Origin of the sequence: Gimesia sp. (genome assembly GCF_048260065.1) — a bacterium.
In the GTDB taxonomy this organism is placed as follows: Bacteria; Planctomycetota; Planctomycetia; order Planctomycetales; family Planctomycetaceae; genus Gimesia.
Genome location: NZ_JBLXHC010000021.1, coordinates 61,393 through 75,813, shown reverse-complemented (window position 1 = coordinate 75,813; position 14,421 = coordinate 61,393). Strand labels below are relative to the sequence as shown.

Genomic DNA, 14,421 nt, shown 5'->3' with positions numbered 1-14,421 from the left:
CTTCAATTACTGTCAAAATTCTTCAATGATTCAAGCGGGCGACAATCGGCCGGGCCATTCCCGGAAACAGATGAAACAGTCGCAACCCCCAGCCCACAGCAATAGGAGAACGCAATAACCGCGTCAGCCAGCGACACCAGAATAAACGCCCGTCCGTCAAGGCATAATGGGTGCTCAACCATTTCTGTTCCACCGCGGAATCCCAATGGCGCAGCCCTTCCGGCACCAGTTGTGCGACGGCGACACCTTCCGTGATCGCATTCGCCATCCCTTCGCCGGTAAACGGTTCCAGATAGCCGGCGGCATCCCCCAGTACAAACAACCGTTTACCAACCGGGCGCAACGTTTTGCGGGTGACGGGCAATGTTCCCTTGAAACTGCTCTCGGTCATTTCAGGTAATACGGGGGAACCCGATTCTCTCAGAATCTGCAGCACCGCATCTGCAGGACCGGCACACTGTTTGATAAAATCGCGATCGATGGCCGCCGCCAGATTCAGGTTCTCTCCCTCCACACGGACCAGCCCTACGTATCCGGATCGGTGAATCGCCATGTGAATCAGACCCGCCGGATAAGATGAATCCTCATTCGCTGCGAATGCGGCACCGACGCCAATCCGGGAATCTGCAGCCACCTGCATGTCAAAACCCGGACAGTTCTGCAGACTGGGATGACCTAATCCATCTGCCGCCAGAATGACTTTTGCAGAGGCCGTTCCCACAGTCTGCCCTTGAGCACTGAGGACAACCGACCGTAGTCCGGTCTCTTCAGCGTCGTTCAACAGAGTTGCCGTAGTATCCTGCAGGAAATCCGCTCCGGCTTCGATTGCAGACTGAACCAGACGTGTGTCGAAAACTTCTCGAGTAATCGCCAGACCACCCGGCAAGGTGACGGAAGTTTCGCGTCCCTGATATTGCATGCGAAACTGATTTAAAGGCACCGCACCGGTCGAATCCAGTAACTGCCCCAGTCCGATCTGTTGTAATGCATCGATTGCCCGCTGATTGAGACAGCAGCCACAGACTTTGTACCTGGGAAACGTTTTGCGTTCGATCAACAGTGTCCGTAACTTCTGCTGTGCCAGCTGTCGGGCCGCCACCGCGCCCGCCGGCCCCGCGCCAATGACGATCGCATCCCAGTTCTGCCCGCAGGCTGCTTCGCGATTCAGTGAACTGGCCAGAGTCATACGCGACTCCACTTCAGTAACCAGCGTTGAGGCCAGTGACGCGTGATCTGAAAACCATCTAATCCGGCCTGTTTTGCCAGTTCTTTTATTTCATTCACCGTAAATGCGCCGGCGACCGAGAGCGGACCATCCGTGTGCACGACAGGTGAGCGGGTTAATAATCGACAGGCGGTCCACGCCAGACAGTAACCGGCACGTGACCGGCATAAATCATTCACCAGCAGCAGCTGTCTGGTCGACTGTGCCATGATTTTCAGGAGTTGCTGTGCAGGTTCCTCATCCAGATGATGCAGAAACAGCGAACACATGACGACATCGTATTTTTTATCCAGCGATTCCGTGAGCACGTCGCATTCAAAAAAACGAACCTGCTCCTGACCTCGATCTGCGGCCTGCTGAGTGGCATACCGGACAGCAAAGGGACTGATATCACAGCCATCGACTTCAACCGGAATTCCCGCGCGTTCCGCACGGGCAGCGATACTGAGCGCGACATCACCGCCTCCACTGGCGATATCAAGTATCTGCAGCGGCTTGCCTGTTCGGCTTTTCGCTAACTCGAGAATGGCAGGCCACACAATGGCATCACTGCGACTCCACCAGTTAATTCGCCCCAGCCCCGCTAAGGCGTGACCATGTTCCCCTTCAGACAACCCGGGCTGATCCATCAATTCCGGTTCTCTGTGTCGGATTTTTAAATTCATATTCAGGTCAATTCGAGTCGATCCATCATCTCAATCCGAATACGGGCTGAGGTGTGAAGATCCCACCACTACTAAAATCACAGCACTTCCCAGAGAGGGATCATCCTGAAACAGACATTGATATTAAGACGTGATACAGTCTATCAGGCTCAGCCTCCTGATTGAACAGATCAGAGCGAACTACGCCAGAATGTCAGAGACAATACGTGCAGGTCTGCCATTCGTAATGATCTGTTCCTGCCCATTGTGATGATAAAGCAGCTGCTGATAATCAATACCAAACAACCGCATGACTGTCGCCTGGAAATCGTTGGGAGTCACCACGTTTTCTACCGCTTTGTGCCCGAACTCATCGGTTTTACCAAAGGTCATTCCCCCTTTGATTCCGCCACCGGCCAGCCAGATACTGAACCCCTGACCGTTATGGTCGCGTCCAGCGCTCTTGCCATCACCGTGTTCCTGTGTCACAGGCAGTCTGCCGATTTCGCCTCCCCAGTGTACCAGCGTGGAATCGAGCATGCCCCGCTGCTTCAGGTCTTTTACGAGAGCCGCTGAAGGTTTATCAGTTCGAGTGCAAATCGCAGGCAGCCCCGTCGTGAGATGGCTGTGGTTATCCCAGGGTTGACCTCCCAGAAACAGTTGCACGAACCGCACCCCACGTTCGACCAGGCGGCGGGCAATCAGGCACCTGGTTCCGTATTCCTTTGTTTTGGGATCATCCAGACCATACATCTCCTGCGTCGCTTTGGTCTCCTGAGAGAGATCCAATGCTTCGCGGGCAGAGGTCTGCATCCGCGCTGCCAGTTCATAGCTGGAGATACGCGCTTCCAGATCCGATTCGTGTGGATGCTGTTCGTAATGCCGTTTATTGAGAGTCTGCAGCAGCTCCAGATTCTGTTCTTGCAGAGAGCCCTGCAGATGCGCCGGCGCATCGAGATTTAAAATTCGTGGCTCCTTGGGTCTCAGCACGGTCCCCTGAAACAGAGAAGGCATAAAACCGTTGGACCAGTTCGTGACGCCATCTACGGGCAATCCGCCCGGATCGGTCAACACCATATACGCCGGCAGATTTTGAGATTCCGATCCTAACCCATACACCAGCCACGAACCCAGATTGGGACGTCCCAGAACTCCGGGAATCCCGCCATGAAAATAACGAATCGAAACTTCGTGGCCATTCGCCCCCGTATGCATGGATCGAACCACACAAATGTCATCCACGATCTCTGCCAGATGAGGCAACAGCTCTGAAAGTTCAGTTCCACACTGCCCGTGCTTCTGGAATTTCCAGGGACTTCCCAACAGCTTTTTGCTGGCCTGCTGCACGAAGCTGTATTGGATGTCACCTTTGAAATCGGTCCCGCTGAATTTGGTCAACTCCGGTTTGGGATCGGTCAGATCCATATGCGCCGGACCGCCATGCTGGAACAGTGAGATCATGGCTTTCGCCTGGGGTGCAAACTGTGCCGCTTTCGGAGTCAGATCAAAGTGAGGTTGCTTGATCGGAATATTTTTGGGCCGTGCCAGAAGTTGATCCTGCTGGAGCAACCAAGCCAGCGCAACGGTTCCAATGCCCATCGCGTTTTCTGCCAGAAACTGTCGTCTGCTGAATTGAGTCATCTGTTATCTACCAGAAAGAAGGAACTCGAATGCATTCGAGAATCGAACGAAGTCAAAACATCTCATTTAATCTTAATCGACATATAAAAATTCATTGGAACTCATCAACGCCTGGCACAAATTGGTAATGACCTGACGGGCCGGCGTCACTCCCTGGGGAAGCTGGTCTGGATGCTGTTGCAGGTAGGCCAGCTGGTTTCCAATAAATCGGGTCACCAGTTGAAGTTCGTCTGGTGCAGGTTGTCGGCACAGGGTGAGCTCAAACGCATAAGCTGCCTGGGCAGGCAGACTTTTCTGCTCTGGTTCCGGTCCCCGAAATTCCGCGGCGGAATTCCATTTGAGTTCTCCTCCCTGCTCGTTCTTCAGCGATAATTGAATGCCCCAGGAAAAAGAATCAAAGCTGACATCGTTCTGTTTACAATCAGTAATAAAATCGATCGTATCCCCCTGTTGAACGGCGAGGGAACTGACGGCGGTATCAACGGACTGATTCTTAACATCCCACTGGCCAGCAGGCCCGGTGCGACTCGAAAGCACCAGCCCCCGTACTCCGTTCCCCTTGTCACTGCCATGCTGCAGTTTTCCGGTGAAAGACAGTGTTCCTGCAACAGGCGCTGTCCAGCGACGAATGGCCACGTATTGACTGGCAGGATGCCCGCCTCCCGCATTCAAGGTCACCCAACCCAGAGCAGGATCCGGAAGCTGGGGACCGCCCTGCCAGCTGGAACCCGTCCAGTGAGGCAGCGCGGTAAAACTCAGCTTCGGAGCTGACGTCTCCGTCTCATCCAGTTTTCCATAGCCATAACTCCACACCGGCCTGATGGAGGCAGGCAGTTCAGGCAGTGATGCCAGCATATCCGGCTTGAGTTCCGGAGCCTCCCGCGCCAGACGATCCGCCAGCTTCGCAGATTGCGACAGAATGAAACTGCCATTCATCAGCATCAGGGACTGCGTCGCGACCGTCGAATTGGAACGCCGCTCACAGTTAATCTCCATCACAGGCGCATCAAAGGTCTGCAGCATTCCCACCGGTTGACTGCGCCGCGCCTGAATATACAGACTGCGACGAAGCTGATCGCCAGAGACAACCACCTGGCCGAAATCGTCTTCTTTAATTCCAACCGGGGCACCAAACAGTTGAGGATCCAGCACGCCGGACGCAGCCAGCATGCGATCGCGGAGTGTTTCTGCTTCGAGGCGGACGATGGGTTTTCGCCAGTAATAATTGTTTTCCGGATCAATGGATTCCTTACTCGGATCCGGGGCACCTGCCTGACGATAAGCGGTCGACAGCATGATGGTGCGATGGAATTTCTTGAGATCCCACCCCTGCTGCATGAATTCGGAAGCCAGCCAGTCGAGTAATTCCGGATGCGTGGGAGTCGATCCCAGCTTGCCGAATTCTCCCGGCGTACTGACGATGGCCCGGCCAAAGTGATGCAGCCAGATCCGGTTCACCAGCACACGTGCCACCAGCGGATGCTCTCCATTGGTCAGCCAGTGAGCGAATGCCAGCCGACGACCGGTTGTCGGCAGCGTATTGTCGTTCACCGGAAATTTTTTGCGTTCTCCCTCCGGAGAAGCGACCGTTAATGCAGCAGGCTCAATCACCTGTTTGGGTTGACGGTAATCGCCACGATGAAACAGCTTCGTCACCGGCTGATGATTGGCAGGTTCCATGGCCACGCGCAAAAACTCTTCGACCTTTTTTTTGCTCCGGATGTCCGCGATCTGTTTATCAAATTCCTTCAACTCCTCTGCCGCTTTGGGCAGATACTGATACAAGACCCCCGGTGAAATATTCACGCTCGGATTTTTCTTGAGCAGTTCCTGCTGCTCGGGTGTCCTTTTATCTGCGGCAGTCTGGTAGGCCGCTTTTAGCTGGTCACGTAAAGGCTGCTCATATTTCTTCAGCTCCGTTTCCAGCGCTTCGGCCATATAGGCTGCCTGCTTTTCGGTTTTCTGAGCGACGACTTTCTGGACCTCGGCTTCGATCTCAGCCGCTTTCGCTCGATCAGCGGCTGTATAGAGTGAAACCTGTCGCTGTGGTGGGGTCTGCCACTGCTGCCAGTCAAACGCCGGTTCAAAGACAGCCCGCATCGCGAAGTAATCCGACTGTGGAATGGGGTCATAACGGTGATCGTGGCATTGCGCACAAGCCACGCTGACCCCCATCAACGAACTGCTGACAATCTTCATCGTATCTGCAATGACCTGATTGCGGGCTTCGGGCGTATTACTGCCACTCCCCGTTCCATCGGCGGCCATGCGTAAGAACCCGGTCGCCGTCAGCAGTTCAATCTGTTTTTCTGTCAGATCGCCTTCGCGCTTACCGGCCAATTCATCGCCGGCCAGTTGCTCAACGATAAACTGATTGAAAGGTTTGTTTGCATTCAAAGATCGAATCACATAGTCCCGGTATTTCCAGGCCCAGGGACGCACGACATCATTGACGGTATAACCTTCGGAATCAGCATACCCCGCAACATCCAGCCAGTGACGCGCCCAGCGTTCGCCATAATGAGGCGACTGTAACAGTTCATCCAGATAGGTTTCGTACCAGCCGGCAGACTGATCTGCCATCACACGACGAATCTGTTCCGGACTGGGCGGCAGCCCCAGCAGATCGAAACTGGCTCGCTTGATCAGCGTCAGCCTGTCAGCATCGGGAGAAAACGCCAGACCTTCCGGCATGGCTTTCAACAGCAGCGCATCGATGGGTGAACGCACACCGTGCCGGCTCTTCAATTCTTCTGAAACCTCTGGCCTTTTGACAGGCTGAAATGCCCAGTAGGCGCGCTCTTCAGGTGTGATCCCCAATCCCGCTTCTATTTTGTCAGGCTCGGGTCGTGCCGTTTTCGCGCCGGCTGCGATCCAGCGTTTCAGAGTTTCAATCTGATCCCCGGGCACCCGCGCTTCTCCGGGTGGCATATCGCCGCTTTCAATGCGTTCGATCAGATAACTTTCGTCCGGTTTCCCGGGAATGATCGCTGCGCCCGATTCCCCCCCTTTGGCCATGAAACGGACCAGACGCAAATCGAGGCCCCCCTTCATTTCTTCGGCGGCGCCATGACAGTCAAAACAATGGGCGCGGAAAATGGGTCGGATGTGCTCCTCGTAGGTCAGCTGTTCCGGCTTGCCCGTTTCTGCAGAAGCGGTGGTCGCCAGAGCTGTGAGCAGTAGCAGAATGAGGCAAATGCGGTTCAATCCAGTCGTCATTGAATACTCCGTACGAGTGAACATGGTGGGAACTCGCTTACGCAAGGCGGGGACTCTCTTTATTAATAGTAATTCACAGGCGGGTAACATGCAATGATTTTGATATGTTCATCTGATCTTTCCCTTCCGTAAATATCGACACAATGCCTGACCAGAATCAAATCTCAACGTACTATTATACCATGATTTAAGCGACACATCCCCGAAAGAATTCCATGTTCGACCCAGATTCTGGTTCCACTACGCTTCCATGCATTTCATTTATGGACATTGCACCATACAATACAATTATTACATCGCATCACAGAAAGAAACATCCATGGAAGTCGATCAGTTACGCTATTTTCTGAGGGTTGCGGAACGGGGAAACTTCACCCGGGCCGCCGAAGAACTGATGATCTCTCAACCGGCCCTCAGCCGTTCGATTCAGAAACTGGAAGAAGAACTGGGCCAACCCGTCTTCGAGCGTAAAACCCGCTCCGTGGCATTAACGGAAGCGGGCAAGCTGCTGCAGTCCCGTGCCCAGCAGATCCTCTCACTGATTGCGGACACCAAAGCGGAAATTTCAGACGATGGCCAAAGCGGCCAGATCCGTGTCGGTGCCATTCCCACGATTGCCCCTTTCTTTCTCCCGGATTTATTACGCCAGTTTTCTGCAGAGTTCCCCAAAGCATCGCTGATTGTTCAGGAAGACACGACCGATCATTTACTCAAACGCTGTACCCAGGGTGAAATCGATCTCGCCATCATCGCCCTGCCGGTCCCGGCCAAATATCTGGAAGTGGAAGAACTGTTTGAAGAAGAACTCTTCCTGGTTCTGCCTCCCGATCACCCGCTGGTGGAAAAACCTCAAATCCGCCTGAACGATATTAAATCGTATCCGTTCGTTCTACTGGATGAAGCGCACTGCCTGTCAGACAATATTGTTTCCTTCTGTCGTCAACGTTCGTTTCATCCTGTTGCCGTTGAGCAGACCAGCCAACTGGCGATGGTGCAGGAACTTGTCTCACTATCGCATGGAATTTCCATGATTCCACAAATGGCGCGACGACTCGACAAAACAGATCGTCGCGTTTACCGCTCCATCAGTGGAAACCGTCCTACGCGAAAGATTGCTGTCATCTGGAATCCTTATCGTTTCCAGAGTCGACTGCTGCTGGAATTCAGGAAACGACTCCACGAATATTCTCAGACGCAGTGTTCACAGAAATAAAATTCGAACACCATGCACGCGAGACATGACAGGTATCAACGGATTGCATTAGACATCCTGACTTCAGCTCCATATAGTTATGCGAGAGGCCCAGGCGAAGCTCTATACCCCTGCCTCAATCAAATAGAAAACGATGTGATCCTGCAAAATTTCAAGGAACTGTTACCATGACCGACAAGCCAACGCTGACCACAACCGGCGGTGCCCCCGTCCCCGACAATCAGAATTCCCTCACTGCCGGACCGCGTGGCCCGGTCTTAATGCAGGATTACCAGTTACTCGAAAAACTGGCGCATCAGAATCGGGAGCGAATCGCAGAGCGGGTTGTGCATGCGAAAGGCTGGGGTGCGCATGGAACCCTGACGATCGAAAATGACATCAGCAGGTACACGAAAGCGAAAGTGCTGCAGCCAGGCAAAAAAACGGAAATGATCGCCCGCTTCTCAACCGTCGCCGGTGAAGCCGGTGCTGCGGATGCCGAACGGGACGTACGTGGCTTCGCCCTCAAGTTCTATACGGAAGAGGGAAACTGGGACCTGGTCGGCAATAACACGCCGGTCTTCTTTGTCCGCGATGCTTATAAGTTCCCCGATTTCATTCACACCCAGAAACGGCATCCCAAAACGAACCTGCGGTCTCCCACCGCGATGTGGGATTTCTGGTCGCTCTCTCCCGAATCACTGCATCAGGTGACGATTCTGTTTTCGGATCGAGGTTTACCGGTGGGCGTCAGAAATATGAACGGTTACGGCAGCCACACTTACAGTCTGATCAACGACCAAAACGAACGTTTCTGGGTCAAGTTTCATTTCAAAACCCAACAGGGTCATCAGCACTGGACCAACGCCGAAGCGGAACAGGTGGTCGGAAAGACCCGCGAAAGCACACAGGAGGACCTGTTCTACTCCATTGAAAAGGGTGACTTCCCCAAATGGAAGTTTCAGATCCAGGTGATGCCGGAAACGGATGCCGACCTCACCCCCTATAATCCATTCGACCTGACGAAAGTCTGGCCGCACGGCGATTACCCCTTAATCGATGTAGGAACGATGGAACTGAATCGCAATCCCGAAAACTATTTCGCGGAAATCGAACAGGCGGCCTTCTCCCCTTCGAATAAGGTACCCGGCATTGGTTATTCACCCGACAAGATGCTGCAGGCCCGTGTCTTCTCGTACGCCGACGCGCATCGTCATCGCATTGGTACCCACTATGAAGCACTGCCTGTGAACGAACCAAAGTGCCCCGTGCATCACTATCACAAAGATGGTGCGATGCACTTCAAATCGAACGGCTGCCCCGTGGACGCCTATTACGAACCGAACTCGTTCAACGGTCCCGTCGAACGTCCCGACGTCGCCGAGCCGCCACTGAAGATTTCGGGCGACGCAGCCCGCTATGATCACCGCGAAGGCAACGACGATTACTCACAGCCCCGCGCCCTGTTCAACCTGTTCGATGACGGACAGAAGTCGCGACTGTTCTCCAACATCGCCGCCGCCATGCAGGGCGTACCCCAGGAAATCGTCGACCGCCAGCTCAAACACTTCGAACTGGTCGACCCCGCGTATGCTGCCGGCGTGCGGGACGCGTTGAACGCTTCCTGATTGTGAGCCGTCTATTTAAATAGAAACTCCCCTCCCGACAGTTTGCGTCGGGAGGGGAGTTTTCTTTGCCAGCTACTTTTTACCAGCAGCCCGTTTCTGATGCCTCTGGTAATCTTCGAAACGGATTTTGGCAATCCGGCTGCGGTCTGCAGTACGCACCACCAGTCCTTCGGGTCTGCCTCCGGCATCTGCGTCCAGGGCAACCAGCGTCGCGGGAAGCATTGATTCCAGCCACGCATGCGTTTCCGGAATGGATGTCGGCAGCGGTTCCCGAAGTTCGATTCGCGGCGTCAGCTCCAGTTCCAGAGACGCAGACAGATCGGCCAGTTCCTGTTCCTCTAGAAACGACTGTCCGCCGTTCTCGCGCCAGGCGGCAATCGCTTCACGGCTGGCGTCCAGATGCTCCATCGCGATGCGGCTCACATCGAACACACGATAGCCAAACGCGCGCTGGCTCGTGTACTGTTTCGCAGCCGCCGTCGTTTTACCACCGTACGTTTCCAGATAGACGACGGTGATGACATCCGCGGGCGCAGAAACCGTCTCGATGATCCGGTCGGCAGTCGGTTTGAGCGTCTCCACAATGCCCAGAGCGGGGTTGTGAATCAGATCGCCCCGCGCATGCAGCAGTTCTTCGCGGCTGCCGATCAGGTAACAACCATCGGGCATCAGAATGATGCGGCTGTTGGTGCCGTCCACTTTTTCCGTCGCGATCAGCGGCTGCCCATCGAAATCGACAGTCTGTTCCAGCAATGCTCCCCGTTCTCCCAGCGCATGATACGTGGGGATTGATGGGTACTTCGTCGCACTGTTCAGTTTCGCCAGATCCAGTTTGCGTGTTGATCGCATATTTTTCCTCTCATTTGTATTTTCGCTATCATTTTTCCGGCACAGCAAAAACGACATCCGAACGCATCGCGTACTTGATGCCCGTCTCCACCATGTTGCCTGAATGATAGAGTTCGTGTGGAAAGATCACGGCCAGTCCGGTTTCCGGCACGACCTGATTGTGATCAAAAGTGGTTTCCCCACCCGTATACTCGTTGTTGAGATAAAACAGCACCGTGTAAAACGTTCGACGGGTTTCGCTCCATTCGTAGGCAAAGTCTTCATGCCGACGGAACTGTTCGCCGGGCAGATATTTGTAACAGCGCAGCATTTCATTCAGACCGCATGGCTGAAACGTCGCCAGGGGTAAACTCAGGTGCGGATACGGCGTGAATCCATCCGTATAAACTTCTGTCAAAGCGGGAACATGTTGCTGCAGACGCTGCCAGTAAGTGTCTGCCAGTTCCTGATCCGTAAAAACGCAACGGGCGCGGACCACGCGATCACGATCGCCGGAGAGCTGTTCTTTAAAACCCTGCGTTTCCAGACGTTCGATGAGCGCAGCACATTCCGTCGCGCTGAGGAAGTTTCTCACCTGGATAATGCGTCTCATCGGTCTCTCTCAATTCCCTGTCCTGATCGCAGGATTGATTGTCATAGCCAGAAAAGTGGACCGGATGGGAATCGAACCCAACACACCGACTTTGCAAGAGTCAGTCGCCCCCAAGGTACATGCCAGCCCGTAAGTAATAAATAGCAGAGCCCGGAATCGAACCGGGTATTCCAACCTTATGAGAGTCGGCCGGGCACCTGCCCCTCTGCGTAATGTAATAGCCAAGGCGAGATTCGAACTCGCAATCCCTGAGGGAACGACTTTCTGAGAGTCGCGCGTCTACCAGTTTCGCCACTTGGCCATAAGTAAAAGTGCGTCGGGACGGAGTCGAACCGCCACAGCTGAAAGCGGGTGGGTTACAGCCACCTGGGCTCGCCAATGCCCAGCCAACGCATGTGTCTTCAATCCAGTAGCACGGGCGGGAGTCGAACCCGCAGACCATCACGAAATTTTAAGTTTCGTTGCTTTACCAGTTTGCATACCGTGCCTTATAAAAAGCGTCCCCGATGGGATTTGAACCCACGATCTCCTGCGTGACAGGCAGGTGAGCACTCCAGACTACTCCGCGAGGACGTAATGAATTTCAATAGCTCGAGTGGGATTCGAACCCACAGCATCTCTGGTTCTAAGCCAAAGTGGTCTGCCAGTTGCCTACCGAGCCGGACAAATGGTGTCACGGATAAAAGGTAACACCGTAATTAAGCACGCCCCCAGGGATTTGAACCCCGATCGACCGGGTTGGAACCGGTCATGCTGCCGTTACACCAGAGGCGTCTGTTTTGAGAAAGAAGACGATGCCTTCCACTCAAGCTGCGGTGGCAGGAATCGAACCTGCGTCAAGACGGTTAACAGCCGCCCACCCGTACCAGCACGAGTACCACCGCATTATTATTTTTCTTTCCTCATCCACTTTATAAGAAGTCAGGGTGGCTGGATTTGAACCAGCGATCTCGTGCTTCCAAGGCACGCGGGTTAGACCAGACTTCCCCACACCCTGTTTAAAAAGAGCACCCAGCGGGGATCGAACCCGCACTTCCGCCATGGCAAGACAGTAGGCTACCGTTACATCATGGGCGCAAATTTGTTGTTTCAGTTGTTTCCGTTGCCAGAGCACCAGGCGGGATTTGAACCCGCATAACCGCGTTACAAAGGCAGCGTCTTACCAGGTTAGACGACCGGTGCGTTTGACTGTGTCCAGTTTTACTGTAGCGTCTCCAGAGCCAATTGGATCGAGTATATTAGATTGAAAGACGCTATGGTTATATGTGATCCGCTCTAGATCTTTCATTTCAAAATGGGGCCGGAGGGATTCGAACCCTCACCTGGCTGGTTAAAAGCCAGCAATGCAGCCGTTACACCACGACCCCGCATGGAAGTGGGGGCCGTGCGTTTAGAACAAAACAGATCCAGCATGATTAATACTCCTTTCAATTTTTAATGACCCGTGTGGGAGTCGAACCCGACCTGACCGGCTTGAGAAACCGGTGACCTCACCCGAAGTCGAACGGGCCTTGTTTCAGTACGTACCTCAAGCGTCATGCAGACGAAGCGGCACTTGTGTGTTTAAAATTCCAATTGAGTTTTGTGAAGACGCAAAAAAACCCGCTGTCTGATGACACCGGGTGATTTCAGAAGACTATAGATCAACCAGGTGTTAACAGCGCAAATTGAGCGCGAGCATATCTTCAGCCGGGAGGCCGGCTTTGGGATTGCCTGCGGGTTTGCCGTTGAAACTGATTGTCCACAGATAAGAAATCATGGAAGATAATATTCCGTTTTTGAATGTGATTAAAAATAAGCCAACGTGTCTGTCAGTTGTACTGACTGTTAACTAAGAGGCGTTTCCCTAAAATCGGTTCGCAGTTTTTTGAGAAATCTCTATATCTTTATCTTTTCAGATGCGCGAGGGGAACTGATTATTTCATTGTTTTTCTCAATTCTGAAGATTAACCTGAAGAAAGACAAAATCATCCAGCAAGTCCCTCTGCTTTAGAACAGGATCAGATCTTTGTTTTCACTCAATCTCCTCAAGATGTTTCCCCTCGCTGTTCTGCTGGCATTCTTACCAGCGGGCACCCTGTCCGCTGCCGATTATTATGTTGCCACAACAGGTAACGACCAGAATCCGGGCTCACTGAATCAGCCCTTCCGCACCATCGCGCGTGGCCTGAATTCAGCACGACAGCCAGGTGACAATGTCATCGTCAGAAAAGGAATGTATCCGCAGTCACGCACGTTGAATCTCGCCAATCCGGGAGCCGCTGACAATTACATTACTCTGAAGGCTTATCGTGATGAAGAAGTCATCATCGATGGCAGTAATTTACCGGAAAATGCGACACTGATTGCCGTCCTCGCCCATCACATCCGCATTCAGGGTTTCACGGTTCGAAATTCACAAAACATTGGCATCTCAATCTGGGGGCCGGGCACGCGCGTGCATGCCGTCGAAGTCACGGGCAATCGTGTGCATCATTGCCAGAACAGTGGCATCTATGCCGGGTTTAACAGACTGAGTGATCCCGTTCGCGATCTGCTCATCGCCGACAATATCATTTCCGAATGTTCGCTGATGAATGAAGGGGGACGATTCAGCCAGTGGAGTTTCGGCGCGGGAGCAGGTCTTTCCAGAAACGTCACCCTGAGAAACAACTCGGTTTCCCTCTGTTATGGTGAAGGCATCGGTCTGTATCTTTCCAATAAAGGAACCATCGAAGGGAACACGGTCCACGATAATTATTCCGTTAACATCTATCTGGACAACACGACCAACACACGCGTCAGTCGAAACCTGGTTTATTCGACCGGGGATAAACGTTTCTATCGTTTTAATCAACCGGCGTCTGGAATTCAGATTGCCAATGAAAACTACCCCGGATTCAACAATCCCAGTTCAGACAATACCATTGTCGGAAATATTCTGGTCAACAATTTTCATGCGATTTATTCAGGCAGTTATCAGCGGGGAGGCGGATTGAAACGAACTCTGATCGCGCATAACACGGCCTGCGGTTCGACAGGCTCTCTACTCCACATCGATGCCGACGGGGGACATGATCGATCGCGATTTGTGAACAACATCTTTCTACAGACTGGCAGAGCCCCCCTGACCGATGTGAAGGGCACGAACGATCAAATTGAGTTTGATCACAATCTCTGGTTCGGCGGAACTCCCCAACAGGTTGTCCTGGGAACGGGTGACATTCGCGCGAATCCCCAATGGAAAAAAACAGGAGGGTACGAGATTGAGGACTACGATCTGCTTCCGCTCTCCCCCGCGAAAAACAGGGGAATCAGATTGAATGAGCTCTCCTCGTTTTATCCCGATCAATCTGCTTACTCGACGGTAAATCTGGGTGCCCGCTAAGTCGCTCTTTAAAACCAAGCCTGAGTACGAATCACGCAACAACACCCGAGTTTGTATACGAAGC

Annotated in this window: 9 protein-coding genes and 13 tRNA genes; 3 read left to right on the top strand and 19 right to left on the bottom strand. The window is 53.2% G+C overall.

Annotated features, from left to right (window positions below; all coding sequences use genetic code 11):
* Window positions 1–22: 22 nt before the first annotated feature.
* From ACN0YN_RS27630 to ACN0YN_RS27615, 4 genes are all read right to left on the bottom strand, one after another.
* Window positions 23–1,186, bottom strand: a complete 1,164-nt coding sequence (locus ACN0YN_RS27630; protein WP_417388178.1) for an NAD(P)/FAD-dependent oxidoreductase — start codon at window positions 1,184–1,186, stop codon at window positions 23–25.
* Window positions 1,183–1,890: a methyltransferase domain-containing protein gene (locus ACN0YN_RS27625; RefSeq protein WP_417388177.1), complete on the bottom strand. Its 708-nt coding sequence runs from the start codon at window positions 1,888–1,890 to the stop codon at window positions 1,183–1,185. Before ACN0YN_RS27625 ends, ACN0YN_RS27630 begins: the two co-directional genes overlap by 4 nt.
* Before the next feature lie 180 nt (window positions 1,891–2,070).
* Window positions 2,071–3,510 carry a DUF1501 domain-containing protein gene (locus tag ACN0YN_RS27620; RefSeq protein ID WP_417388176.1) on the bottom strand — a complete coding sequence of 480 codons (1,440 nt, stop codon included), beginning with the start codon at window positions 3,508–3,510 and terminating at the stop codon, window positions 2,071–2,073.
* 72 nt (window positions 3,511–3,582) lie between these two features.
* Window positions 3,583–6,729 carry a PSD1 and planctomycete cytochrome C domain-containing protein gene (locus ACN0YN_RS27615; RefSeq protein WP_417388175.1) on the bottom strand — a complete coding sequence of 1,049 codons (3,147 nt, stop codon included), beginning with the start codon at window positions 6,727–6,729 and terminating at the stop codon, window positions 3,583–3,585.
* Between the two features lie 319 nt (window positions 6,730–7,048).
* Between ACN0YN_RS27615 and ACN0YN_RS27610 the strand changes: the two genes are divergently transcribed.
* Both ACN0YN_RS27610 and ACN0YN_RS27605 read left to right on the top strand, forming a co-directional pair.
* Window positions 7,049–7,942, top strand: coding sequence for a LysR family transcriptional regulator (locus tag ACN0YN_RS27610; RefSeq protein WP_417388174.1), 894 nt, complete (start codon window positions 7,049–7,051; stop codon window positions 7,940–7,942).
* A 167-nt stretch (window positions 7,943–8,109) separates the two neighbouring features.
* Window positions 8,110–9,549 carry a catalase gene (locus ACN0YN_RS27605; protein WP_417388173.1) on the top strand — a complete coding sequence of 480 codons (1,440 nt, stop codon included), beginning with the start codon at window positions 8,110–8,112 and terminating at the stop codon, window positions 9,547–9,549.
* Between the two features lie 72 nt (window positions 9,550–9,621).
* On the opposite strand, the gene ACN0YN_RS27600 is transcribed toward ACN0YN_RS27605, so the two are convergent.
* The 15 genes from ACN0YN_RS27600 to ACN0YN_RS27530 form a co-directional block, all read right to left on the bottom strand.
* Complete coding sequence (locus tag ACN0YN_RS27600) at window positions 9,622–10,398, bottom strand: RNA ligase family protein (protein WP_417388172.1); 777 nt, start codon at window positions 10,396–10,398, stop codon at window positions 9,622–9,624.
* 28 nt (window positions 10,399–10,426) lie between these two features.
* A complete protein-coding gene (locus ACN0YN_RS27595; protein WP_417388171.1) occupies window positions 10,427–10,990 on the bottom strand; it encodes a 2OG-Fe(II) oxygenase in 564 nt (187 codons plus the stop codon).
* A gap of 56 nt (window positions 10,991–11,046) precedes the next feature.
* Window positions 11,047–11,119: transfer RNA gene (locus ACN0YN_RS27590), tRNA-Ala, on the bottom strand.
* A gap of 89 nt (window positions 11,120–11,208) precedes the next feature.
* Window positions 11,209–11,291 (bottom strand) — tRNA-Leu (locus ACN0YN_RS27585).
* Window positions 11,292–11,302: 11 nt separating this feature from the next.
* A tRNA-Tyr gene (locus ACN0YN_RS27580) sits at window positions 11,303–11,383 on the bottom strand.
* Between the two features lie 17 nt (window positions 11,384–11,400).
* Window positions 11,401–11,478 (bottom strand) — tRNA-Leu (locus ACN0YN_RS27575).
* A gap of 10 nt (window positions 11,479–11,488) precedes the next feature.
* Window positions 11,489–11,563 (bottom strand) — tRNA-Asp (locus ACN0YN_RS27570).
* A 14-nt stretch (window positions 11,564–11,577) separates the two neighbouring features.
* Window positions 11,578–11,651 (bottom strand) — tRNA-Leu (locus tag ACN0YN_RS27565).
* Window positions 11,652–11,693: 42 nt separating this feature from the next.
* Window positions 11,694–11,764: transfer RNA gene (locus ACN0YN_RS27560), tRNA-Trp, on the bottom strand.
* 36 nt (window positions 11,765–11,800) lie between these two features.
* Window positions 11,801–11,875: transfer RNA gene (locus tag ACN0YN_RS27555), tRNA-Asn, on the bottom strand.
* Window positions 11,876–11,911: 36 nt separating this feature from the next.
* A tRNA-Pro gene (locus tag ACN0YN_RS27550) sits at window positions 11,912–11,987 on the bottom strand.
* A 9-nt stretch (window positions 11,988–11,996) separates the two neighbouring features.
* A tRNA-Gly gene (locus ACN0YN_RS27545) sits at window positions 11,997–12,067 on the bottom strand.
* Window positions 12,068–12,099: 32 nt separating this feature from the next.
* Window positions 12,100–12,172: transfer RNA gene (locus ACN0YN_RS27540), tRNA-Thr, on the bottom strand.
* Window positions 12,173–12,285: 113 nt separating this feature from the next.
* Window positions 12,286–12,357, bottom strand: a tRNA-Lys gene (locus ACN0YN_RS27535).
* A 71-nt stretch (window positions 12,358–12,428) separates the two neighbouring features.
* Window positions 12,429–12,501, bottom strand: a tRNA-Glu gene (locus ACN0YN_RS27530).
* 497 nt (window positions 12,502–12,998) lie between these two features.
* On the opposite strand from ACN0YN_RS27530, the gene ACN0YN_RS27525 reads away from it, so the two are divergent.
* Window positions 12,999–14,357, top strand: a complete 1,359-nt coding sequence (locus tag ACN0YN_RS27525) for a right-handed parallel beta-helix repeat-containing protein (RefSeq protein WP_417388170.1) — start codon at window positions 12,999–13,001, stop codon at window positions 14,355–14,357.
* Window positions 14,358–14,421: the final 64 nt, after the last annotated feature.